General features: G+C 44.7%; 19 protein-coding genes and 1 pseudogene. 10 read left to right on the top strand and 10 right to left on the bottom strand.

Annotated elements, in window-relative coordinates:
* Nucleotides 1-179 precede the first annotated feature (179 nt).
* The 3 genes from H6G03_RS17470 to H6G03_RS17460 all read left to right on the top strand — a co-directional run bounded on the left by H6G03_RS17470 (nucleotide 180) and on the right by H6G03_RS17460 (nucleotide 4,197).
* Entirely contained in the window at nucleotides 180-2,090 is a 1,911-nt protein-coding gene (locus H6G03_RS17470; protein ID WP_242060419.1) for an efflux RND transporter periplasmic adaptor subunit, read from the top strand.
* Nucleotides 2,091-2,216: 126 nt separating this feature from the next.
* A complete protein-coding gene (locus H6G03_RS17465) occupies nucleotides 2,217-3,431 on the top strand; it encodes an ABC transporter permease (RefSeq protein ID WP_190465858.1) in 1,215 nt (404 codons plus the stop codon).
* Between the two features lie 10 nt (nucleotides 3,432-3,441).
* Nucleotides 3,442-4,197, top strand: a complete 756-nt coding sequence (locus tag H6G03_RS17460) for an ABC transporter ATP-binding protein (RefSeq protein WP_199315339.1) — start codon at nucleotides 3,442-3,444, stop codon at nucleotides 4,195-4,197.
* Nucleotides 4,198-4,343: 146 nt separating this feature from the next.
* On the opposite strand, the gene H6G03_RS17455 is transcribed toward H6G03_RS17460, so the two are convergent.
* Nucleotides 4,344-4,976 (bottom strand): hypothetical protein, encoded by a 633-nt coding sequence (locus H6G03_RS17455; RefSeq protein WP_190465857.1) that lies wholly within the window; start codon nucleotides 4,974-4,976, stop codon nucleotides 4,344-4,346.
* 144 nt (nucleotides 4,977-5,120) lie between these two features.
* Between H6G03_RS17455 and H6G03_RS17450 the strand changes: the two genes are divergently transcribed.
* Nucleotides 5,121-6,326: an XRE family transcriptional regulator gene (locus H6G03_RS17450; protein WP_190465854.1), complete on the top strand. Its 1,206-nt coding sequence runs from the start codon at nucleotides 5,121-5,123 to the stop codon at nucleotides 6,324-6,326.
* Here H6G03_RS17450 and H6G03_RS17445 read toward each other — a convergent pair.
* Both H6G03_RS17445 and H6G03_RS17440 read right to left on the bottom strand, forming a co-directional pair.
* Nucleotides 6,310-9,720 (bottom strand): ATP-binding protein, encoded by a 3,411-nt coding sequence (locus H6G03_RS17445; protein ID WP_190465852.1) that lies wholly within the window; start codon nucleotides 9,718-9,720, stop codon nucleotides 6,310-6,312. The genes H6G03_RS17450 and H6G03_RS17445 overlap by 17 nt on opposite strands.
* 101 nt (nucleotides 9,721-9,821) lie before the next feature.
* On the bottom strand, nucleotides 9,822-13,214 hold the full coding sequence (locus H6G03_RS17440; protein ID WP_190465850.1) for an ATP-binding protein: 3,393 nt from the start codon (nucleotides 13,212-13,214) through the stop codon (nucleotides 9,822-9,824).
* A gap of 393 nt (nucleotides 13,215-13,607) precedes the next feature.
* On the opposite strand from H6G03_RS17440, the gene H6G03_RS17435 reads away from it, so the two are divergent.
* The 5 genes from H6G03_RS17435 to H6G03_RS17415 all read left to right on the top strand — a co-directional run bounded on the left by H6G03_RS17435 (nucleotide 13,608) and on the right by H6G03_RS17415 (nucleotide 17,876).
* Entirely contained in the window at nucleotides 13,608-14,795 is a 1,188-nt protein-coding gene (locus H6G03_RS17435) for a sulfate ABC transporter substrate-binding protein (RefSeq protein WP_190465849.1), read from the top strand.
* Between the two features lie 84 nt (nucleotides 14,796-14,879).
* On the top strand, nucleotides 14,880-15,443 hold the full coding sequence (locus H6G03_RS17430; protein WP_322111923.1) for an NIL domain-containing protein: 564 nt from the start codon (nucleotides 14,880-14,882) through the stop codon (nucleotides 15,441-15,443).
* 92 nt (nucleotides 15,444-15,535) lie between these two features.
* A complete protein-coding gene (cysT, locus tag H6G03_RS17425; RefSeq protein WP_190465847.1) occupies nucleotides 15,536-16,393 on the top strand; it encodes a sulfate ABC transporter permease subunit CysT in 858 nt (285 codons plus the stop codon).
* Nucleotides 16,383-17,264: a sulfate ABC transporter permease subunit CysW gene (cysW, locus tag H6G03_RS17420; protein WP_190465845.1), complete on the top strand. Its 882-nt coding sequence runs from the start codon at nucleotides 16,383-16,385 to the stop codon at nucleotides 17,262-17,264. Before cysT ends, cysW begins: the two co-directional genes overlap by 11 nt.
* A 258-nt stretch (nucleotides 17,265-17,522) precedes the next feature.
* A complete protein-coding gene (locus H6G03_RS17415; RefSeq protein ID WP_190465843.1) occupies nucleotides 17,523-17,876 on the top strand; it encodes an NIL domain-containing protein in 354 nt (117 codons plus the stop codon).
* 368 nt (nucleotides 17,877-18,244) lie between these two features.
* Here H6G03_RS17415 and H6G03_RS17410 read toward each other — a convergent pair whose 3' ends face one another.
* From H6G03_RS17410 to H6G03_RS17405, 3 genes and pseudogenes are all read right to left on the bottom strand, one after another.
* Complete coding sequence (locus H6G03_RS17410; RefSeq protein WP_190465842.1) at nucleotides 18,245-18,889, bottom strand: response regulator transcription factor; 645 nt, start codon at nucleotides 18,887-18,889, stop codon at nucleotides 18,245-18,247.
* A 27-nt stretch (nucleotides 18,890-18,916) separates the two neighbouring features.
* Entirely contained in the window at nucleotides 18,917-19,042 is a 126-nt protein-coding gene (locus H6G03_RS38840) for a hypothetical protein (RefSeq protein ID WP_255512240.1), read from the bottom strand.
* A 187-nt stretch (nucleotides 19,043-19,229) separates the two neighbouring features.
* Nucleotides 19,230-19,787: pseudogene (locus H6G03_RS17405) on the bottom strand (RNA-guided endonuclease InsQ/TnpB family protein); the annotation flags it as partial.
* 80 nt (nucleotides 19,788-19,867) lie between these two features.
* On the opposite strand from H6G03_RS17405, the gene H6G03_RS17400 reads away from it, so the two are divergent.
* Nucleotides 19,868-21,496 (top strand): cation:proton antiporter, encoded by a 1,629-nt coding sequence (locus H6G03_RS17400; RefSeq protein ID WP_190465840.1) that lies wholly within the window; start codon nucleotides 19,868-19,870, stop codon nucleotides 21,494-21,496.
* Here the strand turns inward: H6G03_RS17400 and H6G03_RS17395 are convergent.
* From H6G03_RS17395 to H6G03_RS17380, 4 genes are all read right to left on the bottom strand, one after another.
* Nucleotides 21,453-22,169, bottom strand: a complete 717-nt coding sequence (locus tag H6G03_RS17395) for a potassium channel family protein (RefSeq protein WP_190465838.1) — start codon at nucleotides 22,167-22,169, stop codon at nucleotides 21,453-21,455. The genes H6G03_RS17400 and H6G03_RS17395 overlap by 44 nt on opposite strands.
* A gap of 125 nt (nucleotides 22,170-22,294) precedes the next feature.
* A complete protein-coding gene (locus H6G03_RS17390) occupies nucleotides 22,295-22,756 on the bottom strand; it encodes a (2Fe-2S) ferredoxin domain-containing protein (RefSeq protein ID WP_190465836.1) in 462 nt (153 codons plus the stop codon).
* 49 nt (nucleotides 22,757-22,805) lie between these two features.
* On the bottom strand, nucleotides 22,806-23,885 hold the full coding sequence (locus H6G03_RS17385) for an RNA-guided endonuclease InsQ/TnpB family protein (RefSeq protein ID WP_190465834.1): 1,080 nt from the start codon (nucleotides 23,883-23,885) through the stop codon (nucleotides 22,806-22,808).
* A 4-nt stretch (nucleotides 23,886-23,889) separates the two neighbouring features.
* A complete protein-coding gene (locus tag H6G03_RS17380; RefSeq protein ID WP_190465891.1) occupies nucleotides 23,890-24,486 on the bottom strand; it encodes an IS607 family transposase in 597 nt (198 codons plus the stop codon).
* Nucleotides 24,487-24,657: the final 171 nt, after the last annotated feature.

The following is a 24,657-nucleotide window of genomic DNA, read 5'->3' as shown; positions in this document are numbered from 1 at the left end:
GACTGGGTGATGTCTTTACGGCCCTTTAACGGTTAACATTAAGAAACATGAAGAATTAAGCGTACCTCTACGCAAATTTATTCACACTCACGCAAATATTTCGTCATTAAAGACTAGACGGCTTCTCCCAAACAGGCTACCCCCACGGCGACAGGCCGATCTTTACCCAAGAGTTGCATATGGAAATTCCCTTGATTGGCAAAAAAGTCGATCGGCGGACTCCCTGGATGATGGGGTTAATAGCCGCGACGCTTTTGACTGCCTCTGGTGGGGCTTACTTATTCCTCAATCGAGCTACACCAAAAAACTCCGATATTACGGCACTTACCGTACCTGTAGAATCAAAAAATCTTACTCTGCGAATCACCGCCAGCGGTACAGTAGTGCCATTTCAAACCGTTAACCTCAGTCCCAAAGCGACGGGTCGTGTGGCCGAGCTACTTGTAGAACAGGGAGATAGCGTAAAGCAAGGGCAGATTGTCGCTCGGATGGATGATGCAGATATTGTCGCGCAGATCGTACAGGCCAAAGCAAGATGGGAACAGGCGAAAGCTAGCTTAGCGAAAGCGCGTGCGGGAAATCGTCCGGAAGAAATTGCCCAAGCTAAAGCACGTTTGGCCCAAGCTCAAGCCCAGCTAGCAGCTGCCCGTGCGGGGGCGCGTCCGGAAGAAATCGCCCAAGCTCGATCGCGTCTGGCCCAAGTCGAAGCGCAGTTAGCAGCTGCCCGTGCGGGGGCGCGTCCGGAAGAAATCGCCCAAGCTCGATCGCGTTTGGCCCAAGCTGAAGCTCAATTAGCAGCTGCCCGTGCGGGGGCGCGTCCGGAAGAAATCGCCCAAGCTCGATCGCGTCTTTTGCAAGCCCAAGCTCAGCTAACGTCGGTACAAACAGCCAATCCCCAACAAATTGCCGCCGCCAAAGCGCAAGTAGAATCAGCGCAAGCACGGGTAGACTTAGCAAAGGAACGAGTCAATCGCTATCAAAATCTGCAACAGCAGGGCGCAATTACTCGCGATCGCTTCGACGAAGTGCTGACCGACTATCGCACGGCTACAGCTAGTGTGGAAGAAGCTCAACGCCGTTTGGCACAAGTTCAAAATGGCACTTCTCCAGCTGAAATTGCCCAGCGACAAGCGGCTGTGGCAGAAGCGCGACAGGCTTTAGAACTTCTCCAAAATGGCACCCGTCGCGAGGAAATTGCCCAGCGACAAGCGGCTGTTGCAGAAGCGCGAAAAGCATTAGAACTGTTGCAAAATGGCACTCGTCTGGAAGATATTGCCCAGCGAGAAGCGGCTGTTGCAGAAGCGCGAAAAGCATTAGAACTGTTGCAGAATGGCACTCGTCTGGAAGATATTGCCCAGCGAGAAGCGGCTGTTGCAGAAGCGCGACAAGCATTAGAACTGTTGCAGAATGGCTCGCGTCCGGAAGATATTGCCCAAGCGGAAGCATCTGTTAAAGAAGCTCAGGGTCGATTGCAGCAGGTGCAAGTCCAGCTGGAAGATACGATCGTCCGCGCACCTTTTGATGGCACGATCACTCAGAAATATGCCAACGTTGGCGCTTTTGTCGCACCGGCAACATCTGGCTCCAGTACAGCTTCGGCGACTTCAACCTCGATTGTAGCGATCGCCAGAGGATTGGAGATCTTAGCAAAAGTCCCGGAAGTAGATATCGGACAAATTAAACAGGGACAGTCGGTGGAAGTTGTGGCAGATGCCTATCCGGATAAGGTTTTCAAAGGTCGCGTGCGTCTAATTGCTCCAGAAGCTGTGATCGATCAGAATGTCACTTCTTTTCAGATACGGGTAGCTCTCGATACTGGGCTTGAGGAATTACGTTCTGGTATGAACGTCGATTTGACGTTCTTGGGCAACGAAGTGAAAAATACCCTCATGGTGCCAACCGTTGCAATTGTTACCGAGAACGGACAGACGGGGGTGAAAGTACCCGGTACTGAGAAGAAATGCGACTTTCGCCCGGTGACAATTGGGTCAAGTCAAGAAGACCAAACTCAGATTCTGGAAGGATTGAAGGAGGGCGATCGCATTTTCGTCGATTTGCCCAAAGAATGCCGACCGAGACCGCAGGCGTGAGCGGGGGGGGGGAGTGGGGGAGTGGGAGAGCGGGAGAGCGGGGGAGTGGGGGAGAATGATCTATATACAATCTAAAATTCAAAATTACAAATCCAAAATCCAAAATCCAAAATCCAAAATCGAGCAATGGATATTTTAGAAAGCATTAAAATGGCTACCACTACGCTGGTAGCAAACAAATTGCGAAGCAGTCTCACCATGTTAGGCATTATCATCGGTAATGCTTCAGTAATTGCAATGGTAGGCATCGGACAGGGTGCCCAAAAGTTAGCATCAGAGCAATTTGAATCGCTTGGCCCTAACGTTTTGTTTATCATTCCCGGCAATCAGGACGCGCAAAGAAATCGCGATGTTCCGAAGACTTTGGTACTGGAAGATGCAGAAGCGATCGCTCGTCAAGTGCCTTCTGTCAAAGGTGTTGCCGCTCAAATTCAAAGCCGACAAGCTGTTACTTATAGCAACAAAAATACCAATACTCAAATTCTTGGTGTAACGCCAGAATTTCTGCCAGTACGCAGCTTTAATGTTGCTAGAGGGCGGTTTTTTACTCAGCAAGATGTAAAGGCAAATACCCAGGTAGCTGTTTTAGGGCCAGATGTAGTCAAAAAACTGTTTGGCAATAAAGATCCGATCGGCCAAAGAATCAGAGTCAAAAATATTAGCTTTCAAGTTATTGGCGTGATGGAACCGAAAGGTTCTTTCTTGGGAAGCAATCAGGATGACACTGTTTATACCCCTGTCACCACACTCGCTAACCGCATTATAGGGCGCACTTCTCCCTATGGTTTGGAAATATCGTTTATCTCGGTTTCTGCTAAAGATTCCAATAGCATCGGTGCAGCGCAATTTCAAATTTCTAATCTGTTGCGATTGCGCCACAAAATAACAACTGAAGATGATTTTACTGTCCGAACTCAAAAAGATGTGCTGACAATTGTCGGTACTATTACTGGTGCGCTGACGCTGATGCTGGCTGCGATCGCAGCTATATCGCTGTTTGTGGGTGGCATTGGCGTTATGAATATTATGCTGGTTTCTGTGACAGAACGCACCCACGAAATTGGACTGCGGAAAGCGATCGGCGCTACTCAGCAAGATATCCTCATTCAGTTTATGATTGAGGCAATTATTTTGTCAGCAGCAGGTGGGATAGTTGGTACTGTTATTGGCGTCAGCGGTATCATGTTAATTGGTGCGGTTACTCCTTTGAAAGCTGGCATTTCACCTGTGGCGATCGCAATTGCTGTTGGCGTTTCTGGCAGTATCGGTTTGTTCTTTGGTGTTGTACCGGCACGACGCGCCGCTAAATTAGATCCAATTGTCGCTTTGAGAAGCGCTTAATTAATTAAAAATGCAACAAATCCAAACTCAAAACCAAGAATTGAATACGGAATTTAAACCTGTAATTATTCGCCTGGAAAATATTGCTAAAATCTATGGTATGGGCGAAACTACAGTACACGCAGTTCGGGATGCCAGTTTAATTGTAGAGCAAGGTGAATATTGCTCGATTATGGGAGCATCCGGATCGGGGAAATCTTCAGTTATGAATATTATCGGCTGTCTCGATCGCCCTACTTCCGGCCACTATTATTTGGATAAGGTAGATGTGTCGCAATTGGGAGATGCTGAATTAGCAAAGATTCGCAATCTCAAGTTGGGGTTTGTGTTCCAACAATTCCATCTTTTACCGCAATTGACTGCGGTAGAAAATGTGATGTTGCCGATGGTGTATGCGGGTGTGAAAGCTGGGGAAAGACGCGATCGCGCTGTAGAAGCGCTGACAAAAGTGGGGTTGGCAAATAGATTGAACAATAAGCCAAACCAACTTTCTGGAGGACAGCAACAACGGGTGGCAATTGCAAGAGCGATCGTCAATCGTCCGGTTTTATTATTAGCAGATGAACCGACGGGTGCTTTGGATTCCAAAACCACTCAGGAAGTGATGGATATTTTTACAGAATTGAATGAAAGTGGCATTACGATCGTGATGGTAACTCACGAACCGGATGTAGCGCGTCAAACTCGTCGGATTGTTTGGTTCCGCGACGGAGAGGTGCTGCATTCTCATTTGAAGCCAGATGAAATTGGCCATGTGGCAATATAATAGTTTGGGTTAGTTAAAATTAAAATTTTTATGGCTTTTTAGTTGGGCGCTCGCTCACCGAATTGACTTAGATAAATATTTTTTTGTCAACTTAGTCTATGTCGAGTGATTAAGTGCGATCGCAGACAGCCACAACATCTGAGTCTTTATCTCTGTAATTTCCGCCTGAGTTCTTCTAGAAAAGCTTTAGGGTTGTATGCAGCGTTTTTCATGCCATTCACTAATCGATCAAATTCTTCTGATGTTGGCTGTTTCTGCTCAACCCAAGCTTGAAGAATATCTTCTAGTGTGAGATAAGGTATACCCAGATCTTTAGCTACCTTGCAGGCACCATCATCTGATGAAAGGAAAACTGCCTGTCCTTGATAACGCTTAGCCAACACTAAACAGGCAGCTTCCCCTTTATGACACTTTAGGTACTTTTTCTGGAGAATTTCGCGATCGTCGAGTTCTTCCACAGTCAAAGTTTCCACTATTAAACTTCCCTGCTTAAAGTGGCGAGGTAGCTGCTGTGCATTCCTCAGCCTGATGTGGTAACGCTGAGCTTCGGCGAGCGGTAGCTGCTGACTCTGACGCTGAGCGTATCGCAGTCCTATGGCTAGCTCACTTAATCCCTCGTCCTCTTCTTCGAGAGGGCGACTGTTCTCGTCCCGATTGTAAACCTCAGCAGGGAAACGCGCCGAAGAGATATTAAGAGTTTCCAGCAATATATCTATTCCGCGTGGATGAGCAAAGCTCATAACCCGCAAAACTACCGTATCAAGTATTGTTGTTGACATTGGTCTATTAACCTTGGATGTTAAAAAAATTTTTTATTTGCGACTATTTTAACTTAGTGTTAATATAGCGGCATAGGTCTTCATGTCTTTAACTTTAGAGATTTAGATCTCCTCTAACTGAGGTTCTTTATTAGCCTGACTCTTATGAACTATGAGATCTTAGGTCAGCGCTTGCGTGTCGCCCGTGAGCGAGCTGGCATGACGCAAACTGAAGCAGCTCAATTTATAGATGTCACTTCGGCGGCTCTGAATCAGTATGAGAGTGGTAAGCGTCGAGTGGATGCTTTGAGCTTGGAGCGTCTGGCTCGGCTTTATGGGGTACCGCTACGATTCCTTTTTGGCGAAGAAACAGTTAAATCAGACTGGGAAGAAGCCTTACGCCTATGTTCCAAAACTATTTCAGCTTCCGGTAAGGCAGGAATTGGACGCTTAATTGAAAAGGTTTATGCTCTAGAGGAACTTTACAAGCAGACAGATACTCCTTTTCCTGAGCTTCCGCATCCACCTTTTGCGTCTCTTACCGATAGCCTTTTAAAGGAAGATGGAACGGCGGTATTGGCAGCTCAAAGAGCCAGAAGCCACTACAATTTAGGGATAGCACCTCTCGGCGATTTAAAAAGCTTCTTACAAGCGCAAGGTTTACTTGTGTTTGCCATTCCCTTTGGCAAAGAAGAAAATGCAATTTCTGGGTTGTTTTTCCTGCATCCGCAACTAGGGCAAATTATCGCGATTAACCAGGATAATGCAGATACTTGCCGCTCGTTCATTTTAGCTCAGGGGTTAGCTTATAGTCTCTACCTACATGACCGCTCGGCCACAGTTTACCGCCAAGGAGATAAGAATTATTCGCAAATTTTTGCAGAAAGATTTGCCTGTTATTTTATGATTCCCTCTGAAGCATTACAAGAGCGTTTGCACGCTTTAAAAGTGAAAGTTGTTAGCCATCCGATAGAAGTCGTCCATCTATCCCGCTACTTTGGAGTCAGCTATGAAACGATGCTATATCGATTGGAACAGGAAAACAAAATAACTGGTTCTCAAGTCAATTTAAAGAACGTACAAGCTGCGGTTTTAGCACGTCATCTTGGTTACAGTCCTTCTCATTATGAGCTTCAGCAGCGTTTTCCTTCAATAGAAGAACGGTTACCTCGAATTTTCATCGAACTTGCCTACCGTGCTGTTGAGGAAGACAAGCTCTCTTTGCGAAGAGTTGCAGAAATGCTCGGTATTAGCGATATAGAATTGGAGGAGCGCCTTTACTTTGAGGATACAGAAGATGATGAGTCTGAGGAGGAAGGATCGCTTGTAGAAGAAGAACAGAAATTGAACTTCATTACTTCTCATCTATAGCTTGCACTCCATCCCACCCTTCCGGTACTCCATATAGTCGATGATGTTCGCATCGCTTTATGTAAACGATCGCCGCTTTATCTTGGGGATTGACTTGTAAAACTTCCTGAAATATTTGTTGCGCTTCTTCAAATTGTTTTTGATAGTACAGAAATACCGCTACTTCAAAACGCGCCTGAGTTTGACTCTTTAATCGCTTCTGTTCTGGCTCATCTCCCTCATAGACTTCAAATACGGCGACGGCTGATTTTTTCCCTTTTACTGTCACCCGATCCAAAAATCGGAAGTGTTGTTCTTCATAATAATCCAGACAACAAAGAGTTTTATGGCTGATTAAAATACCCGCGCCGTAAAGCTTGGTTAATCCTTCCAAACGAGAAGCTAAATTAACCGCATCGGCAATGACTGTCGTTTCCATTCTTTCTGATTCGCCGATCGTTCCTAGCATTAAATTGCCTGTGTGCAAACCAATGCCGATCGCAATCGGTGCGTAACCCATTTTTTGGCGATCTTGGTTGTAAGTTTCTACTTCTTTTTGCATGGCGATCGCAGCTTGTACAGCATCATTGGCAGACTCAGGAAATAATGCCATAATTGCATCGCCAATATATTTATCGATAAAGCCGTTGTGCTGGCGAATCGCCGGACTGACTCGACTTAAATAAGAGTTGATGAAATTAAACGTCTCTTGTGGCGTCATCGCTTCTGATAAAGTTGTGAATGAGCGGATATCAGAAAACATTACCGTCATTTGTTGCTGTACTTGGTCGCCCAATCTAACATCAATAATACTTTCTTTCTCCAAAAACTTCAGAAAATTACGCGGCACAAATCGCCCGTAAGCTGAAGTCAACTTAGCCAGAGAAATATGGGTTTTGATGCGAGCTAACATTTCTTTTTTTTGAATCGGCTTAGATAAATAATCATTGGCTCCCGATTCAAATCCTTCTACGATATCCGTGACTTGATTTTTCGCAGTGAGCATGACAATGGGAAGTTCGTAGGCGGGAAAGCGATCGCGTATTTTTTGCGCCACTTCGTATCCCGTCATACGCGGCATCATCACATCAAGTAAAATCAAGTCAGGAATAAAGCCATTTTCCATCTCTGCCAAAGCTTCTTGTCCGTTACTTGCTTCCGTAATCGCGTAATTGTACAGAGAAAGATTGTTGATTAGTACCTGGCGATTAATCGGTTCGTCATCGACGATCAAAACTTTAAACTGTTTTTGAGTATTAATCGTCGCTTCTAAATGTTGACTGAGTATTGAGGTTGTTAACTCTATATTTCGATCGTCTTTGATAGCAGTAATAGATTTGGAAACTTCCACTTTACCGATGGAGGAAATGGGTAAAGTAAATGTAAATTGCGAACCTTCTCCCACTTTAGACTTAACGCTAAGTTCACCTCCATGCAATTGCACCAATTTTTTCGTGACTGCCAATCCCAGTCCCGTACCGCCATAGTCTCTCGCCGTAGAACCTTCTGCTTGTTCAAATGATTCAAATATGCGGTCAAATTTATCTTCAGGAATGCCAATCCCGGTATCGGAAACAGTAATTTGAATTTTGCATTTGGGATTTGGGATTTGGGATCGATCTGGGCTAGCTAATACCTTTTCAAAAGGCACCAATTCTGCTAAAACTTCCACTGTGCCAGCAGGTGTAAATTTAATCGCATTGCCGACAAGGTTATGCAAAATTTGTTGCAGGCGATTTTCGTCAGCTTCTGCTGGGGGAAAGTCAGCCGGAATAGAATTGATCAGTTTCAAATTTTTGTGGGCAGCAAGGGGTTGGCTGAGGGTAAGAATCACATTGGTAATCGATCGCAAGTCTACAGCTTTGAGTTGCAGTTCGATATTCTTGTGTCTGAGTTTTGAGAAGTCGAGAATATCATTGATTAAATTGGACAGACGGCGACCGCTCGATACAATTAAATTGAGGTTGGCTTGTGTAGTTTGTGGGAGTTCTCCAGTTGCACCATCAATCAGAGATTCGGCGATCCCGATAATGCCGTTGAGGGGTGTGCGGAGTTCGTGGGATGTGTTAGCAAGGAATTCATTTTTGAGTTGGTCGAGATGTTTTAAGTCTTCATTTTGCTTTTCTAGAGCAGCAAAGTAATCTTGGAGTTGCTTTGCCATGCTATTAAATGAATTTGTCAGCTTTTCTATTTCGATGATATTGCTAGGTTCGATGTGCTGTTCTAACTTACCTGCGGCAATTTCTTCCGAGGCAATAGAGACTTTTAAGATTGGGCGGGTAATCCACCCTGCGGTGAAAATTCCAACAATAATTGCCAACAACAATGCTAGGCTACATAACAGAAGGGTGTGTCGGGTATTGGCATAAATTTGTGCCATAAAGTCGGATTCGGGGATAACTACCACGGCTAGCCAATCGATGCCTCGTCCATCCCGAATTGGCATGACCTCAACGTAGTGCCATGAATCTTCGATTTTAAACTTGAGGTTTTGACTGCCATCGATCGCTGCAAAGTCACCGAAATGTTCTTTTAAATAGCGAGTAGTAGAACTTACTATCTCATTTGGACTGTTATCTGCGGGGATGCGATCGATCTCCCGGTCTTTCCCTTCACCTTTGATAATAAACGGCTGGCTAATAGTTGAGCTAGCAATTAGTTCGCCCGATCTTTCAATAATAAAACTCTGTCCGTGAGGACTGATTTCTAGACTTTTGAGAAACTCTGTAATTCGCCTCAAACTGAGATTGATTGATAAAACCCCCAGAAGCCGATTGTTAGAGTCGTAAATAGGGCGAACGGGAGAAACCACCAGAGAAGTATTTTCGCGAGAAAAGGAAGAAAAGATCGGACTCCAAGTAGCTTTGCCAGCAAGTTTTGCAGCTTCATACCAAGGGCGGGTGCGGGGATCGTACTCCGCCGACTTCAATAGTTTTTGTTTCCCGCCAAATTCGTCTAGGAAATAAATCTCGCGAATCGGTGCAGTAGCAGTTGTCCGCAGTCTGAGTTCAGCGGTACCATCTTCCATACGTTCGACGCCGACAAACTCGCCTCGTTCGTTCCCAAAGTAGATATAACTCTCCACTTTTTCCTTCTGCACCACCTGCCAGAAATAGCGCCGCAATCCAGGAAAGTTATCTAGCTGTAAATTACGACTCTGGACACCTGCCTCGATGAGTAGCAGAACGTTATAAGATTTATCGAGATAGTCAGCAACGTGCTGGTTGATGCGGACACCAATTTCTTTATTCAACTGAGTTGCCAGGTCATCGATCGCTCGCTGTCCGTTGCGGAAGGAGAGGTAGCCGACTAAGCCTACAGCAGCAACGATTTGCAGGACAAAGGGAACCACCAGCATCGTTCGCAGACGAACTTTTCCGGAGATGTTGTATAAAGCGCCTTTTAATATGAGCATCGCGAAGCAGTTGGTTTACTTAAGGATGATTTAGATAGATAGTTGCACACCTGGTAATTAGTCGAAGTTCGGAATAAGGATGAGATAAAGATAGCCGAATATTACTTAAAATCCAAATCTGCCACGCCTTCCCATCCTTCGGAAACGCCATATTGTTGATACTGCTGACAGCGTTTTACATAAAGCATCGCCGCCTTATCATCTGGATTGATAGTTAATATTTCTGTAAATATTTGTTGTGCTACATCAAAATGTTGCTCGTTATAAGCTATCGTCGCTTGCTCGAACATTGTCCGCGTCTGCGTTTTTAACTGATTCGATAAGCTCAGAGATTCATCATAGATTTCATAAATCGCGACTGGTTCTTTTTTCCCTTTCACCCGCACGCGATCGAGAAATCTCTTTTGATAATTTTTAAATTTATTAGCAGCGGATATAGTATATTCGCTCACCAAAATTCCGGCTCCATAATGCTTGGTTAATCCTTCCAATCGAGAAGCTAAATTAACTGCATCGGCAATCACTGTTGTTTCCATTCTTTCTGATTCGCCTATCGTTCCCAACATTAAATTTCCCATGTGCAAACCAATCCCGATCGAGATGGGAACATAACCTTGTTCTTGTCGATGTTTGTTATATAGTGCTACTTGTTTCTGCATCGCCAGAGCTGCTTGCACCGCCTCCGACGCTGAGTTAGGAAACAACGCCATAATCGCATCGCCAATATATTTATCAATAAAGCCATTATGCTGGCGAATAATTGGACTCACTTCGCTTAAATAGGAATTGATAAAATTAAAATTCTCTCGTGGTGTCATCGCTTCTGACAAAGTTGTAAACGAACGAATGTCAGAAAACAAAATCGTCATTTCTTGCTGGACTCGATCTCCTAATTCAACATCAATAATGCTTTCTTTATCTAAAAATTTCAGAAAATTACGCGGGACAAATCGCCCGTAAGCTAAAGTCAGTTTGGCGAGAGAAATATGGGTTTTGATCCGAGCTAGCATTTCCTGCTTTTGAACCGGCTTGGACAGGTAATCATTGGCTCCCGATTCAAATCCCTCCACGATATCTGTCACTTGATTTTTGGCGGTGAGCATGACAATGGGGAGTTCGGAAGCAGGAAAGCGATCGCGAATTTTTTGCGCTACTTCATAACCTGTCATGCGCGGCATCATCACATCGAGTAAAATTAAGTCCGGGATAAAGCCTTTTTCGATAATTTCCAAAGCTTCTTGTCCGTTACTCGCTTCTGTAAGCGTGTAATTGTACAGAGATAGATTGTTAACCAATACCTGACGATTTACGGGTTCATCATCAACTATCAAAACTTTAAATTGTTTGTTGTTAGGTGTTCCAGATGTGGTGTTTTGAATTGATATCAGAGTAGCTAATTCAGAAGTCACGCTGTCTCGAATTGCACTAATTGTTTGAGTCGATCGATCTTGGTTTTGCGAGATGGGCAAGGTAAAGGTAAATTGCGAACCTTCTCCTAATTTAGATTGCACGCTAATTTCACCGCCGTGTAATTCCACCAGTTCTTTTGTCACAGCTAATCCCAGTCCCGTACCGCCATATTCTCTAGTCGTAGATCCTTCAGCTTGTTCAAAAGATTCAAAGATGCGATCGAGTTTATCTTCTGCAATACCAATTCCCGTATCGGCAACGGTAATTGCTAATAGTTGATTGTTGATTGTTAAGGGCTCATAGCTATTAATTATTTTGGCTGAAATTTCTACCATTCCATGATGTGTGAATTTGATAGCGTTACCGATGATATTGTGGAGAATTTGTTGCAGGCGATTTTCATCTGCTTCTGCGCTGGGTAATTCTTCAGGAACCGCGTTTATAAGTTCCAAATTTTTGCTTTTCGCGAGGGGTTGACTGAGTGCGATCACCACATTGGTAATTGCTCTGATATCTACAGGTTTGAGTTGCAGTTCTAGGTTTTCGTGTCTGAGTTTGGCAAAGTCGAGAATGTCATTAACTAAGCTGGACAAACGGCGACCGCTGGAGACAATTAAGTTGAGGTTAGCTTGGGTAGTTGGAGATATTTCTCCAGTTGCACCATCGATGATAGATTCAGCAATACCAATAATACCGTTGAGCGGAGTGCGAAGTTCGTGGGAGGTGTTGGCAAGGAATTCGTCTTTGAGTTTATCCAAACGTTGCAAGTCTGTATTTTTAGCTGACAAAGAAGCAAATGATTCTTTCAACTGCCGTGCCATTTGGTTAAAAGATTCAGCTAAAACGGCCAGTTCATCAATGCTTTTTACTTTGACAAAATTGTCTAATTCGCCGTTGGCAAGGTTTGCATTAGCAGCCTGCTTCGCTAATGTGCGAGAAGCTTCGCTTAACTGGTAAATCGGTTGAGTAATCCAGCGTGAAGTGAAGATTCCCAGCACGGTAGATACTGCCAATGCACCCAAGCATAAAAAGATAGTATGGCGCGTGTTTTGGTGAATGCGCTCCATAAAATCTGCTTCGGGAACTACCACCACAATTAACCAGTCTAATCCTTGGTCGTCCCGTAATGGTGTTACTTGCACAAACTGGCGTTTACCGTTAATAAAAAACTCAAGCTGTTCGGATTTAGCTTTGGCAACCTTGCCAAAGCGATTTTTTAAATGTTGTGCTGTAAGTCGAATTAATTGATTGCTACTATTGATTGCCAATTGTTGTTCCTCTTGACTGTCATTAGCAATATTAGAGGAGTTTTCATCAGCTGAAGAAGCTACTAGCAACCCAGCGCGATCGATCACAAAAATTTGCCCCGACTTACTGACTTTGATGCTTTTGAGAAATTCAGATATTTCTGAGAGAGTACGGTAAGTAAAAACTACTCCCAGCAATTTTTTAGTTTTGTCATACACCGGTTCAGAGAGAGAAATAATTAGTTTTTTATTGACAAAGTGTGGAAAAACTGAGCTCCACACAGATTTGCCCGCTCGCTGTGCAGCTATATACCAAGGTCTGTTTCGAGCATCATAATTTTTGACCGCACTAAGCAGTTTGGTTGGATTCCCCTCACGATCCAGGGCATAAGTACGAAAGTCGCGACTAACCTTATCCGTTGTGTTCAGTAAAAAATCGTTTCCTACCCGTTCAACTGATGTGTTTAACCCCTGATTGCTCCCAAAGCCACAAAGATTTACCGAAGGATAGAATATCTGCACCAACTCCCAGCACTGTTTTCTCTGGCTGTCAAAGTCCTCTATACTCCAATAACCGCCACGCATAGCCTTTATATTTATTTGATTCACTTTACGAGGTGCATCCAAATAATTAGCGATTTTCTGCTGAATGCGGACGCTTACTTCGTTGTGCAGTTGGCTTGCGAGGTCATTAACTGCTTTCTGTCCGTTGTGAAATGAGAGATACCCTGTCAGCCCAACTGCGCCGAATATTTGGATCGCAAAGGGTATAAGCAGGACTTGGCGCAGCGGTATTTTTTTGGGAATTTTGGAAACAATATACTTGAGAGGTTGCATCGATATTAGGGTAGTCGTTCCATTTATTCATCGATTACATTACTCTAGCTAAAAAGTAAATCTGGTTCCGATCGCATCTCTACTTCGATCGAATGATGCTAAATTTTAATCGATGTAGTATGTGATGCAGTCTAACAAATAGTTGCGCCCCTACTCTCTCACACAGTAGATGCCTTGGCGCGATCGGTAGCTTAATTCGGGCAAACAGAGCAGTTTTTAGCTCCTTTCGCGGAACGATCGCACAAATCGATCGGAGCAACCGCTACTGGGCCCGATCCCAAACCTTTAAAAATACCCATTGCGTTTTTGCCGCAGCCTGGTTACGATCTAAAGTCATAAGCTTAAATACGGTATTCCTAGCAATTAACCGTAGATTCTAAGGAGAATATTTGGATGGGTCTGTGGCAGGGTAGAAAAAAACCAGGGTTATCGGCAGTTGAGCCGGTGACTCGTCGAGCAGCAGAGTTATGGAGGTACACAAGAAATTGGTGGGAACAGCAGTTGAGAGGCAAGTTAAGGTTTAGTTCTTTAAAGGGCTTCGTGTGCTTATTCTTAGTGGGTGTGAGTATAAGTGCCGCGATCGCATCCTGCTCTCCTAACAATACCAGCCCCAGCGCCACATCGACAGGTGCAGCCAGCCCAGCTGGAAAATCTGGCGACATCGAACTGACCCTCGTTTCCTACGCAGTCACCCGCGCCGCCTATGAAAAAATAATTCCCCAGTTCGCAGCCAAGTGGAAACAGGAACACAATCAAAATGTGACCTTCAACCAAAGCTATGGCGGGTCTGGTTCGCAAGCGCGTGCAGTAATTGATGGTTTGGAAGCAGATGTAGTGGCGTTAGCTTTAGCGCTGGATACCAAAAAAGTTGAGCAAGCTGGATTGATCTTACCGGGATGGGAAAGCGAAGCTGCCAACAATGCGATCGTCACCAAATCTGTCGCCGCCTTAGTCACCCGCGACGGTAATCCCAAAAAAATTCAAACTTGGGCAGATTTGGCAAAAGATGACGTAAAAGTGATTACTGCCAACCCCAAAACTTCCGGTGGCGCACGCTGGAACTTCTTGGGTTTGTGGGGTTCGGTAACCAAAACTGGCGGTGACGATGCCAAAGCCGAAGAATTTGTCACTAAAGTCTACAAAAATGTGCCCGTTCTACCCAGAGATGCTCGCGAAGCCAGCGATGCCTTTTTCAAACAAGGTCAGGGCGATGTCTTGATCAACTATGAAAACGAAGTAATTCTGGCTGGGTTAAACGGAGAAAAACTTCCTTACGTTGTCCCCGACGTCAATATCTCGATCGACAATCCCGTCGCCGTTGTAGATAAAAACGTCGATAAACACGGCACCAGAGCAGTTGCAGAGGCATTTGTCCAGTTTTTGTACACCCCACAAGCCCAACGAGAATTTACCAAAGTTGGCTTCCGACCCGTCGATCCCACAGTGGAACAAGAAGTAGCCAATCAATTTCCCAAAATCAAAACTCTCTTCACCGCACAAGATTTGGGTGGTTGGGATGAAATCCAGAAGAAGTTTTTTGATGATGGCGCAGTTTTTGACAAAATTCAGTCTGGCAAATAATGACTGAATGGGGGTGTAGCGTGGATAGGAATCTCCGCCACACCCCCGACCCTACTCAACGCTTGCTGAAAAAAGGAGCTGACCGTGACTGCCATCTTCGTCGGCTATCTAGCCATAAGTTACACATTTTCTGGCTTTTTTTGCTATTTAGCTTTTCTGAAGAATGCCAAAAAACAGGTTGCGCCAAAAGAATTGCAAAGCCAGCAAATGCCGTTAAAAAGCTTTGCGCTGACGTTATTATGGCCTGTTTGGATGATTCGGGAAAGTCTGAGGGAGAAAAGCAGGCTGGACGATCGCATTTATTTTTTAGAACCACAAAACCTCTGTACCGAAGCGTTGTTTGAATTCGCCCCTCAAACAGATAGCAGATTGCAGAACATCCCAGAGCGTCCTCTGGAACCGGTTAGCTCGACGAAGAAGCGAATTAAAATAGAGATTCCTCAAAATTATCAAGAAGAACCTGTAATTTCCCGCCTAACCTCCGAATATGGTCTAACATTCAATATTACAGAGGCAATGCTAGAAAATAGTAACATAGGAAATGGGTTATTCGATCTAGAATTACAGGGCACACCTCAACAAATTCAATCCGCTCTTGATTACCTTTGGCAGCTAAAGGTAAAAATTTTAGAAATTAATTGCTCATAGTTCAAAGTTATATTGTCTGGAAATAAAAAATCAACAATAAACCGCGATCGGCAAGCAATTAGCAAGTAAAAATTAACCGCGAAGAAAGACTTATGAGTGTATCTGTTCATCCCGCATCGACTCCCGCTTGGAAAAACTATCTGTATCAGGTAGGCAAACTTTCCTGGCCGTGGCGAATTACGCTGGGCTATCTTACAGTAATGCTAATATTGCCCGTATCGGCGCTGATATTAAAAGCAAGTACAGAAAGTCCGATTAACTTTTGGAGAATTGCTACCACTCCCGTAGCGCTGGCTACCTATGACGTTACTTTTGTGACATCCTTGATTGCAGCAGCAATTAACGGAGTATTTGGCTTTTTAATTGCATGGGTTTTAGTCAGGTACGATTTCCCCTTAAAGCGATTTGTTGAAGCTGCGATCGACTTACCTTTTGCCTTACCGACTTCCGTTGCTGGTTTAACCTTAGCAACTGTGTACAGCGAAAACGGCTGGATCGGTTCTCTGCTAGCACCGTTGGGAATAAAAGTAGCCTTTACTCGCTTAGGAGTAGGTGTCGCAATGCTGTTTATTTCCTTGCCATTTGTAGTGAGAACTTTGCAGCCGGTGATGCAACAAATGGAAAAGGAAATTGAAGAAGCTTCCTGGTCTTTGGGCGCATCTCAATGGCAAACATTTTGGCGTGTAGTTTTACCCCCGTTGATGCCAGCACTTTTAACTGGTGTCGCCTTGGGATTTGCTCGTGCTGTTGGCGAATACGGTTCCGTTGTGATTGTAGCTTCTAACGTTCCATTTAAAGATTTAATTGCATCCGTGCTGATTATTCAAAGATTGGAACAATACGACTATTCTGGCGCAACAGTGATTGGTGTCGTTCTGTTGGGAATTTCACTGTTAATACTCTTAGCAATTAACCTTATACAAGCTTGGGGGCGACGTTATGAACTCTAATTTAGCAGGGCATTCTTTGCAGCCAAATTTCCAGGATTCCCCATCATCTTCATCCAAAGAAAAACGCACCTGGGTAAAAGTGGTTCTGATTGTGGTGGCGATCGCCTACTTATCCTTAATCTTGTTCATTCCTGCCGTTAACGTCTTTGTACAAGCATTTAAGCAAGGCGTCGGCCCTTTTTTAAACAACCTCACAGAACCTCACTTTGTCCACGCCGTAAACCTGACCCTATTAATTGCTCTGATTGTCGTGCCTGTAAACACGATATTTGGACTCTGTGCAGCTTGGGTAATTGCACGCAATCAATTTCGCGGTCGCACCTTTTTAATTAGTCTTTTAGACATACCCTTTGCGGTATCCCCAGTTGTAGCTGGACTGATGATTGTTCTTCTCTACGGACGCAATGGTTGGTTTGGGCCACTCCTGCAAGCGGTAAACATTAAAATTCTTTTTGCCACACCTGCAATGGTACTGGCGAGTTCATTTATCACCCTGCCTTTTGTCGCCCGCGAAGTTATTCCCGTTTTAGAAGAAGCTGGTTCCGAACAGGAAGAAGCCGCTAAAACTTTAGGTGCGAATGACTGGCAAGTATTCTGGCGCGTCACCCTACCCAATATTAGTTGGGGTTTGCTTTACGGTGTAATTTTGACCAATGCCAGAGTTATGGGTGAGTTTGGTGCGGTTTCGGTTGTATCTGGCAACATTGCCGGTAAAACTCAAACTCTGCCGCTGTTTGTAGAAGAAGCTTACAAGCAATACCAGACTCAAGCAGCATTTTCTGCTGCTGTACTGCTTGCCGGTTTGGCATTTGTCACGCTGGTTTTGAAAGAAATTTTGGAACGTAAAACCAAAATTAAAGAAGTTGAATGAGACAAATTTGCTAATTTCAAATTTTAGATTTCGGATTTCAAATTTATTTAGTTCAATCTGAAATCTAAAATTTGAAATCTCAAATTACCTATTACCCATTCAGGAGGATAGTTATCTAATCGTAGTGTGGTTTAGGTATGGGCGGTAAGTTTAGCAATTTCAACCAATAATTAAGTTCCCGTGCCGTAAATCACTATGTACGCATCTTTAACATAGCAAACATTTTTCACGATAAACCTGAAAGACCCGGAGTAAAAAATGGTACTTCAAAACAGCAACAACATTCCATCAGAGCAATTTGATACCTCTGCATTAAGTAAAGAATTAGACCTTCCTACTTCTCCTGATGACAACAGACACACACAAGTTAGGATTCGGGTTCGCATCCCCAAACATTATCATGAGGAACCAATTATTTCGCAGTTGATTTCTCAACACGGCGTCACAGTCAACATCGCCGCTGCATTACTTTCAGCCAATGCACGAGATGATGGCTGGTTTGACTTGGAACTCAAAGGTACTTCTGGGCAAATTCGCAGTGCTTTAATTTACATCAATGACTTGGATCTAGAAGTTTGGCATGATTCTAACTTCCAAGAAGAAAGTTGGTGATTGGTAGAACTTTATTTCAGTTTTGCAGATAATTGCTTATCCTCTGGAAGCAGCCATCAAAGCATCTTGTTTTATTTTGACCGATACAGAAAGTAAGCAGAGTTTGGTGCAGTAGCGTTTATTTCTAAAAACTTTGCTCGCCAAACTCATACCCTGTCACTCTTTTTGATACTTCCCCGCTAAAAAGACGGAGGCTCCCAATGTACCGCTATACGTGGTAAATAGTGTTTAAAAAGATTAGACAGAAACAGCTTTGTTAACTGCTGTTCCTCGCCCATTTAGCCTAAGTCACCTTTGTCTTTAAGTAAACCCTGGAGGAGCTTAAAACCGCGTTCGAGAGGTAGATGGCTAATAACTAATCTTTGGGTTTAGGCCATGCTGTTTTCAATTGCCCAGCGTGCCAGTTCTGTGCGGTTATGCAGACCTGTTTTGCCCAGCATATTGGATACGTGGCTTTCGACAGTGCGCTGGCTGACATTTAGTTCATCGGCAATTTCACGATTAGCTAAACCCCGCGCTACGTGCTGTACTACTTTTAGTTCGGTCGGAGTTAACTGCACATCGAAGGGAACGTGGATTCTCTGTCCATCCTCTCCCTTACTATGGTGAGCGATCAAACGTTCGGTATGTTTTAAGGAAGACTCCACTTGAGCCACTAATTCTTCTGGCTCAAATGGTTTAACCATGTATACATCTGCACCTGTATTGAGACCTTTTACTTTGTCTTGGCTTTGACCTTTAGCTGAAAGGAATAAAACCGGAATCCAACTCGTTTCCGGATTTTCCCTAACGTGCTTCACGAAGGTATAGCCGTCCATCTCCGGCATCATTACGTCGCAGATAATCAGGTGGGGTTTATCGGTCTCCAACAATTCCAGGGCTTCGCGCCCATTTTCTGCTGTAAGTACCTCATATCCCCGAAATTCCAGATAATCCTTGACTAGCAGGATTAGGTTGGGGTCATCATCAATCAGTAGCAATCGTTTTGTATCTCTGAGGCGAGGTTCTTTCATGCTGTGCCACTGGTCCTAGCGAGGAGGTTAATTAACTTTGTCAATGGCCTTACCTTTGTTACCTGCATAATGCCGATCGCGCTGTTGCGTATGACCTGTGAGTAAGGTAACAACCGCAATACTGCACTGGGAGTCAGCATTCTCTAGAAACATCGGCAAGTCCAGTAGTAATACGTAAGTATGGTGTTCAATTGCAATGATAGTATGGAAAGTTTACAGAGATCAAGCCACAAAGCCCACTCGCTACTGGAGTTGGGCTCGATCTGTCACTGGCAAGATAAAATGGCGCAATTTGTGAATCTTGACAACTCTCCGCCGTAGAACGGCAAAGATTCTTCCTTTACTCAGCATTGCCTCTAAAGGCAGTACCCTTAGATGGTCTGACACGCTGTCCAGAAGCTCCTACGAGATGCCCTCCCGCCAAAAGTCGTAAACCTTCATCTCTAATGTTGATAGCGGCGTTGATGTCTCTGTCATATATCGTGTGACATTTAGGACACTGCCAGCTACGCACATCTAAACTTAGATTTTCCACCTGATACAAACAGTTACTACAAGTCTTAGAGCTAGGCAAAAACCTGTCTACTTCTATGTAGGTTTTCCCTTCCCTTTCCGACTTGTATTTCAACGCAATCGAGACTTTACAGTAAACATTGCCTAGCTTCGGCAATGTAAGATAGTCGCCATTTAGCTTTATTCCTTGTGGGAAACGAATAGACTGTTTTTGACCTTTTTTCTTGAAGTTTGGATATTTAGCTCTTTTCTCGAAAAAGTTCAAAAACGCACTAGACAAGTCCAAAGCTACCTGCTGTAAACATTGAGAAGGGGGTTCCGTTAGCCATTCATATTCTTTTTTCAGAGAAGGCAACAGATTGATGATTTCATTGCGACTTAGACCGCATTAATCCTTCAAGCATAGCTGGAATTCCTGTAGACTCAAACAGTAGTCAACCTTTGGACTCTGGGGGATAGCGACTTATGGGAGGATCTGCAATGGAGTGGATTGTCGCGCAGCAAAATCCATTAGACAGCAGTCCTGTTGAAAGCAGTCAAGCAGCAGGCAGCATTCCTGAAATAGTCATTATTTTAATTATTTTGCTCATGATCGCAACGGTGGTTGCCCTTGTGACCCAGCGGTTGCGAATCCCCTACGTCACAGGGTTGGTGCTGGCAGGGTTGCCCATTACAGAGGTTTTCTCGCGGCGGATTGGCTTAGACCCCTCTCTCGTCCTCAATCTTTTCCTGCCAATTCTGATTTTTGAAGCGGCAATCAATACCGACATCAGCCGCCTCCGCAGTACCTTCAAGCCGATCGCCCTGTTAGCAGGGCCAGGGTCAATCGTCTCGTCAGCAATTATTGCAGCCATCGTGAAATATGGTTTGGGGCTGAACTGGATTCCTGCCTTACTGATCGGAATCATTCTGGCAAATACCGATACAGTCTCAATGATTGCCGTTTTTAAGGAAATCCGTGTCCCTTCCCGGTTATCTACTATTGTCGAGGGAGAGACCCTGTTCAATGATGCTGCTGCCCTAGTTTCCTACAATTTGATTTTGGTTGTTTATACAACAGGCTCCCTTACGATTGTAGATGGCATTAAAGAACTGTTGATTGTTGCTTTGGGTGGGGGGCTTGTGGGAGCGATACTGGGTTATCTAAGCTTACCGATTTTTACCCGCCTCAACGATCCATTAAGCAGTCTGTTGTTAACTGTCGCCCTAGCATTAGGAACATTTCAGATTGGGCAATTTCTGGGTGTATCCGGGGCAGTTGCCGTGGTGATTGCGGGACTGATCTTTGGCAATCTTGGATTGCCCCGTAGTTCATCTGCCTCGGATCGTATGTCTTTACTGAGCTTCTGGGAATATGCTGGCTTCGGAGTCAATACGTTTATCTTCCTGCTGATCGGCATTGAGATTAACCCCATCATGCTGTGGAAAATTTTGCCTGCCATCCTGCTGGTCATTCTCGCCTATCAATTGGGACGAATTCTCTCAGTGTATTTATTGCTAGCAGGGTTGCGCTGGTTCGATCGCCCTATTCCGATGCAGTGGCAACATATTCTGGTTTTAGGAAACATTAAAGGCTCTCTCTCGATGGCATTAGCCGTCGCAATTCCTTTGAGTCTGACTGGGCGGGATTTCATCATTGAGCTGGTGTTTGGTGGCGTTTTGTTTTCCCTGGTAATTCAAGGGCTAGCACTGCCTTCACTCGTCAAACGGTTAAATATCAGTCCTGTTTCAGATGCGATGCAGGAAACTGGTCAGCTACAGATTCAGTTGATTGCAGCTAAAGCTGCTCAAGAAGAACTGGATAGTTTGCTGAAATCAGGTGTGCTACCCAAAGCCATATACGAAGAACTCTGGGCATCCTATCAAGCGCGAGTCGCACAGTCTGAGCGGGTGTTGCGCGATCTTTATAACCAATATCGGGCAGGTCAGTTGAAAAGCGATCGCAGCGGACTCGATACCATTCGACGACAATTACTTCTGGCAGAAAAAGGAGCCGTCCGTTATGCTCTCCGCAAGCGAATTGTTCCGGAGGATCTGGTGCAGCCATATATCAAAGATTTGGATGAGAAACTTCTCTCGTTGGAAGATGACTAGCCTCAATTCCCAGGAAATCAATCATAGGATGAACTGACTCAGGACGGGTCACAACTAGAATGGTTGAGCCTGCTTCTAATACTGTATTGCCATTCGGGATTTCCAAATTTGCACGGGAGTGGCATTGATATCCAATAATCAAGGAGCCTGTTGGGAAGCGAGGATCTTGAGCGATCTGGGCAACGGTGTGTCCTGCTGCATAACAACCATTCGGAACAGGAAGCTTCAGCACCTCTACCTGTCCTTGCTCAAAATGCATCATCGACTCTACTTCCGGGTATTCGATCGCATTTGCCATCGTTGCAACTGCTAAATCTACCGTGCTGATAATGTGGCTGGCTTGAGCCAGACGATAGGCTTCCAAAAACTCGCGATCGCGCATCCGCACTGCGATATGAGAGATCCCGTAGCTTCTCGATAGGGTGACCAATGCTAAATTGAGCGCATCATCTCTCAAGGCTGCCACTACCGCATTTGCCTGTCGAATCCCTGCTTCTAAGAGAACCGTTGTACTGACGGCACTTCCTTCAAATGCCATTACACCAATTTTTTCTCGCGCAAAGCGGCAGGCAAGTGGATCGATATCAATGATGGCAACCGTATGCCCCTGTTTTAGCAATTGCTGGGCTAGCCCCAGTCCCATCATCCCCGCACCACCAATCACCACATACATCGCTAATCCTCACCGTCAAAAATGAACGTATATTTGAGTTGCATTCAAGCGATCGTAACTTTCTTTCCCGCTCCATCAGCTCTCCCACTCTTCTACTCAGTTACACTTTTGACTGCAACTCGCTATCAGTCTGCGATCGAATTTCCTGAAGGCTCCGGTAAAGGATGAGTTAGAAAGGCGTATTCCCGGACTACCCGATTACCGATCAAATGTTCTTGGATAATCCGCTCAATTACTTCGGGGGTTGCGTTGCGATACCAGACGCCATCCGGGTAGACGACCAAAATCGGCCCTTGGGAGCAAACTCGCAAGCAGTTAGCCTTGGTGCGAAAGATACAGGTAGGTCTAGTGGCGGTTGGCTTTTCCAGTTTGAGTTCTTTGAGACGTTTTTTGAGGTAGTTCCAAGATTCCAAACCAGCTTCTTTGGAGCAACATTCGGGTACGGTCTGATCTGCACAAATAAATATATGCCGCTGAATTTGGCTCAGTCCCAAAGTTTGCACGCAAGCTGCCAAAGCGTTCTCGCCCGACCCTTCATCAATCTGACAAACCTCATCAACTGGCAAAGCTACGGAGTCTTCTGTCATTGTGCTGCTTTTGTCCGTGAATCCTATTCACTTAAATTGTCTGATACATTTACGCGACACAATACGGGAAATTCCCGGATAATGCAGCGATAGCGACACCATCTGAAGTGATGGTGAAGGCGGTATCCCGCAAAGCTCTGAGCATGAAGCCCAAAGCACCATTCATATCTCGTGGTAAAGTATGACCGCAAGAGGGACATTTAAACACCTTAGCACCACCCAAGGATTGATGAATATGACCACAAGAAGTACAAGTCAGGGAAGTGTACGCCTCTGAACCTGTAATCACAATTGTGTTGGTCATTTCGGCTTTTTGAGTTAAGAATAACTCAAAACGGTAATGCGCCCAAGTCAACATCGATCTAACCGTTTTTGACCGCATCTTTCTTCGTACCTTGGCAACCATCAGGGATGTCTCGAAAGTAGGCAGAAATATGACCCGATAATTATCGGTTAGATAGCAAACAATTTGCTGATGAGCTTCCTCAATGAGGTGACGAATTTTATTTCTCATTCTTTGAGCAGCTTGCCGCATTCTTCGCCGTTGCTTTCGACAAGCAAGATGAGTGCGACTAATTAAGTTGTCAAGGTGTTGGCACAATCTGGTAATCCTACCAATATCGCCATGACCGAACTCAACAAACCTAGACCCATCAAAACCTGTTAAAAAGGTTCTAACCCCTGGATCTAAAGCGATAATCCCACTGCGCTCTTTTCGCTCAACTACTACTTCTTGAGGAATAATGGCAAACCACCTTTGATGGGAAAATGTCAGCTGCGTAGCATTTGAGCAGTTTTCTGGTAACGGCTCAGACGTTATGAAGCTAAGCCCTTTAGTTAGCTTTGGATACCAACAACCTGAACTGAAATTGCACTCGTTAAACTTAATTGTTTGTTGTCGCTCGCGGCAACTTCTAAACTTAGCATCAACACTTGTCTTGTAGGCTTTATGAGCATCAAAAATGGCATTTTGCCTGATATGACAAGGTGTTTCTTTTACCCATTCTGGCAAGTCAGACTGCATGATAATGTTTCTTAACTTAAGCTTACCTACTCTTTTATTTTGTCGTTGGTAAGCAATAGCTTGATTGAAACAATATTTGCAAGCCGCCAACCATTTGCGCCACACTTTGTTAAGTTCGGCGCTTGGGTAAATCCGAATCTTCCTGCATCTGAGTCTTGTATTTGCGGAGTCCGTCAAGCCTTGAGCTGAAGCAGTGAAGAATGGCAAGGATATCCTCAACCATTTCCTCGTGAGGAGAGAGACTTGATTCATTGAGAACCACGAGTTCACACCTGTTCTGTTCGCACAGCCATCGAAACAAGTCAAATCCGAATCTTGCCAATCGGTCTTTGTGAGCGACCACAAGGCGTTTGACATCTCCTGACAAGACTTGTCCCAGTACGGCAAGCATCTTTTTGCGCTTAAAGTTAAGACCCCCTCCAATTTCTGAGACGATTTCTCCGTCTGGGAATCGGTCGATAAGGTATTCAATTTGGCGGTCGAGGTCAGGTTTTTGGGCGCGAGAACTGACTCTGGCATAGAGGATGTCTTTTCGGGTATCCAAGCCAGATCTAGCTCTGGCTGTATAGCTTTCGACGTTGTATCGCCGTTGCTTCCCGGATGTCCAGATGGCTTCGATTTTCCCTTGTTCATGCCATCGACGCAGTGTTCGTTCATTGACTCCAAGAATTTCAGTTGCTTCTCTTGGGGTGACGTATTTGACAATAGTGGTATCCTCAACTTTTGAGTTATTATACCGCTATGCCCGGATATGTCCGGTTAAGTGATGATTAAATTTATCCTCTCCCATTCGCTACTATCGGCGCTGAGTATTTGTACTTTGTTGATGCTGCGCCTGCCCCTGTTCGGGAACCCGTACAAACAAATTTGTTGCGAT

The organism is Aerosakkonema funiforme FACHB-1375, assembly GCF_014696265.1.
Classification (GTDB): domain Bacteria; phylum Cyanobacteriota; class Cyanobacteriia; order Cyanobacteriales; family Aerosakkonemataceae; genus Aerosakkonema; species Aerosakkonema funiforme_A.
Note: the sequence above shows the minus strand (reverse complement) of the source record. Positions and strands in the feature narration are given on the sequence as shown.

What these genes read in the sequence shown, in the direction of transcription:
- H6G03_RS17415 (WP_190465843.1), top strand. Translation starts at nt 17,523, where the DNA reads ATGGTACTTCAAAACAGCAACAACATTCCATCAGAGCAATTTGATACC.
- H6G03_RS17445 (WP_190465852.1), bottom strand. Translation starts at nt 9,720, where the DNA reads ATGCTCATATTAAAAGGCGCTTTATACAACATCTCCGGAAAAGTTCGT.
- H6G03_RS17435 (WP_190465849.1), top strand. Translation starts at nt 13,608, where the DNA reads ATGGGTCTGTGGCAGGGTAGAAAAAAACCAGGGTTATCGGCAGTTGAG.
- H6G03_RS17440 (WP_190465850.1), bottom strand. Translation starts at nt 13,214, where the DNA reads ATGCAACCTCTCAAGTATATTGTTTCCAAAATTCCCAAAAAAATACCG.
- H6G03_RS38840 (WP_255512240.1), bottom strand. Translation starts at nt 19,042, where the DNA reads ATGTTTCTAGAGAATGCTGACTCCCAGTGCAGTATTGCGGTTGTTACC.
- H6G03_RS17450 (WP_190465854.1), top strand. Translation starts at nt 5,121, where the DNA reads ATGAACTATGAGATCTTAGGTCAGCGCTTGCGTGTCGCCCGTGAGCGA.
- H6G03_RS17460 (WP_199315339.1), top strand. Translation starts at nt 3,442, where the DNA reads ATGCAACAAATCCAAACTCAAAACCAAGAATTGAATACGGAATTTAAA.
- cysT (WP_190465847.1), top strand. Translation starts at nt 15,536, where the DNA reads ATGAGTGTATCTGTTCATCCCGCATCGACTCCCGCTTGGAAAAACTAT.
- H6G03_RS17470 (WP_242060419.1), top strand. Translation starts at nt 180, where the DNA reads ATGGAAATTCCCTTGATTGGCAAAAAAGTCGATCGGCGGACTCCCTGG.
- H6G03_RS17410 (WP_190465842.1), bottom strand. Translation starts at nt 18,889, where the DNA reads ATGAAAGAACCTCGCCTCAGAGATACAAAACGATTGCTACTGATTGAT.
- H6G03_RS17465 (WP_190465858.1), top strand. Translation starts at nt 2,217, where the DNA reads ATGGATATTTTAGAAAGCATTAAAATGGCTACCACTACGCTGGTAGCA.
- H6G03_RS17400 (WP_190465840.1), top strand. Translation starts at nt 19,868, where the DNA reads ATGGGAGGATCTGCAATGGAGTGGATTGTCGCGCAGCAAAATCCATTA.
- cysW (WP_190465845.1), top strand. Translation starts at nt 16,383, where the DNA reads ATGAACTCTAATTTAGCAGGGCATTCTTTGCAGCCAAATTTCCAGGAT.
- H6G03_RS17455 (WP_190465857.1), bottom strand. Translation starts at nt 4,976, where the DNA reads ATGTCAACAACAATACTTGATACGGTAGTTTTGCGGGTTATGAGCTTT.
- H6G03_RS17390 (WP_190465836.1), bottom strand. Translation starts at nt 22,756, where the DNA reads ATGACAGAAGACTCCGTAGCTTTGCCAGTTGATGAGGTTTGTCAGATT.
- H6G03_RS17395 (WP_190465838.1), bottom strand. Translation starts at nt 22,169, where the DNA reads ATGTATGTGGTGATTGGTGGTGCGGGGATGATGGGACTGGGGCTAGCC.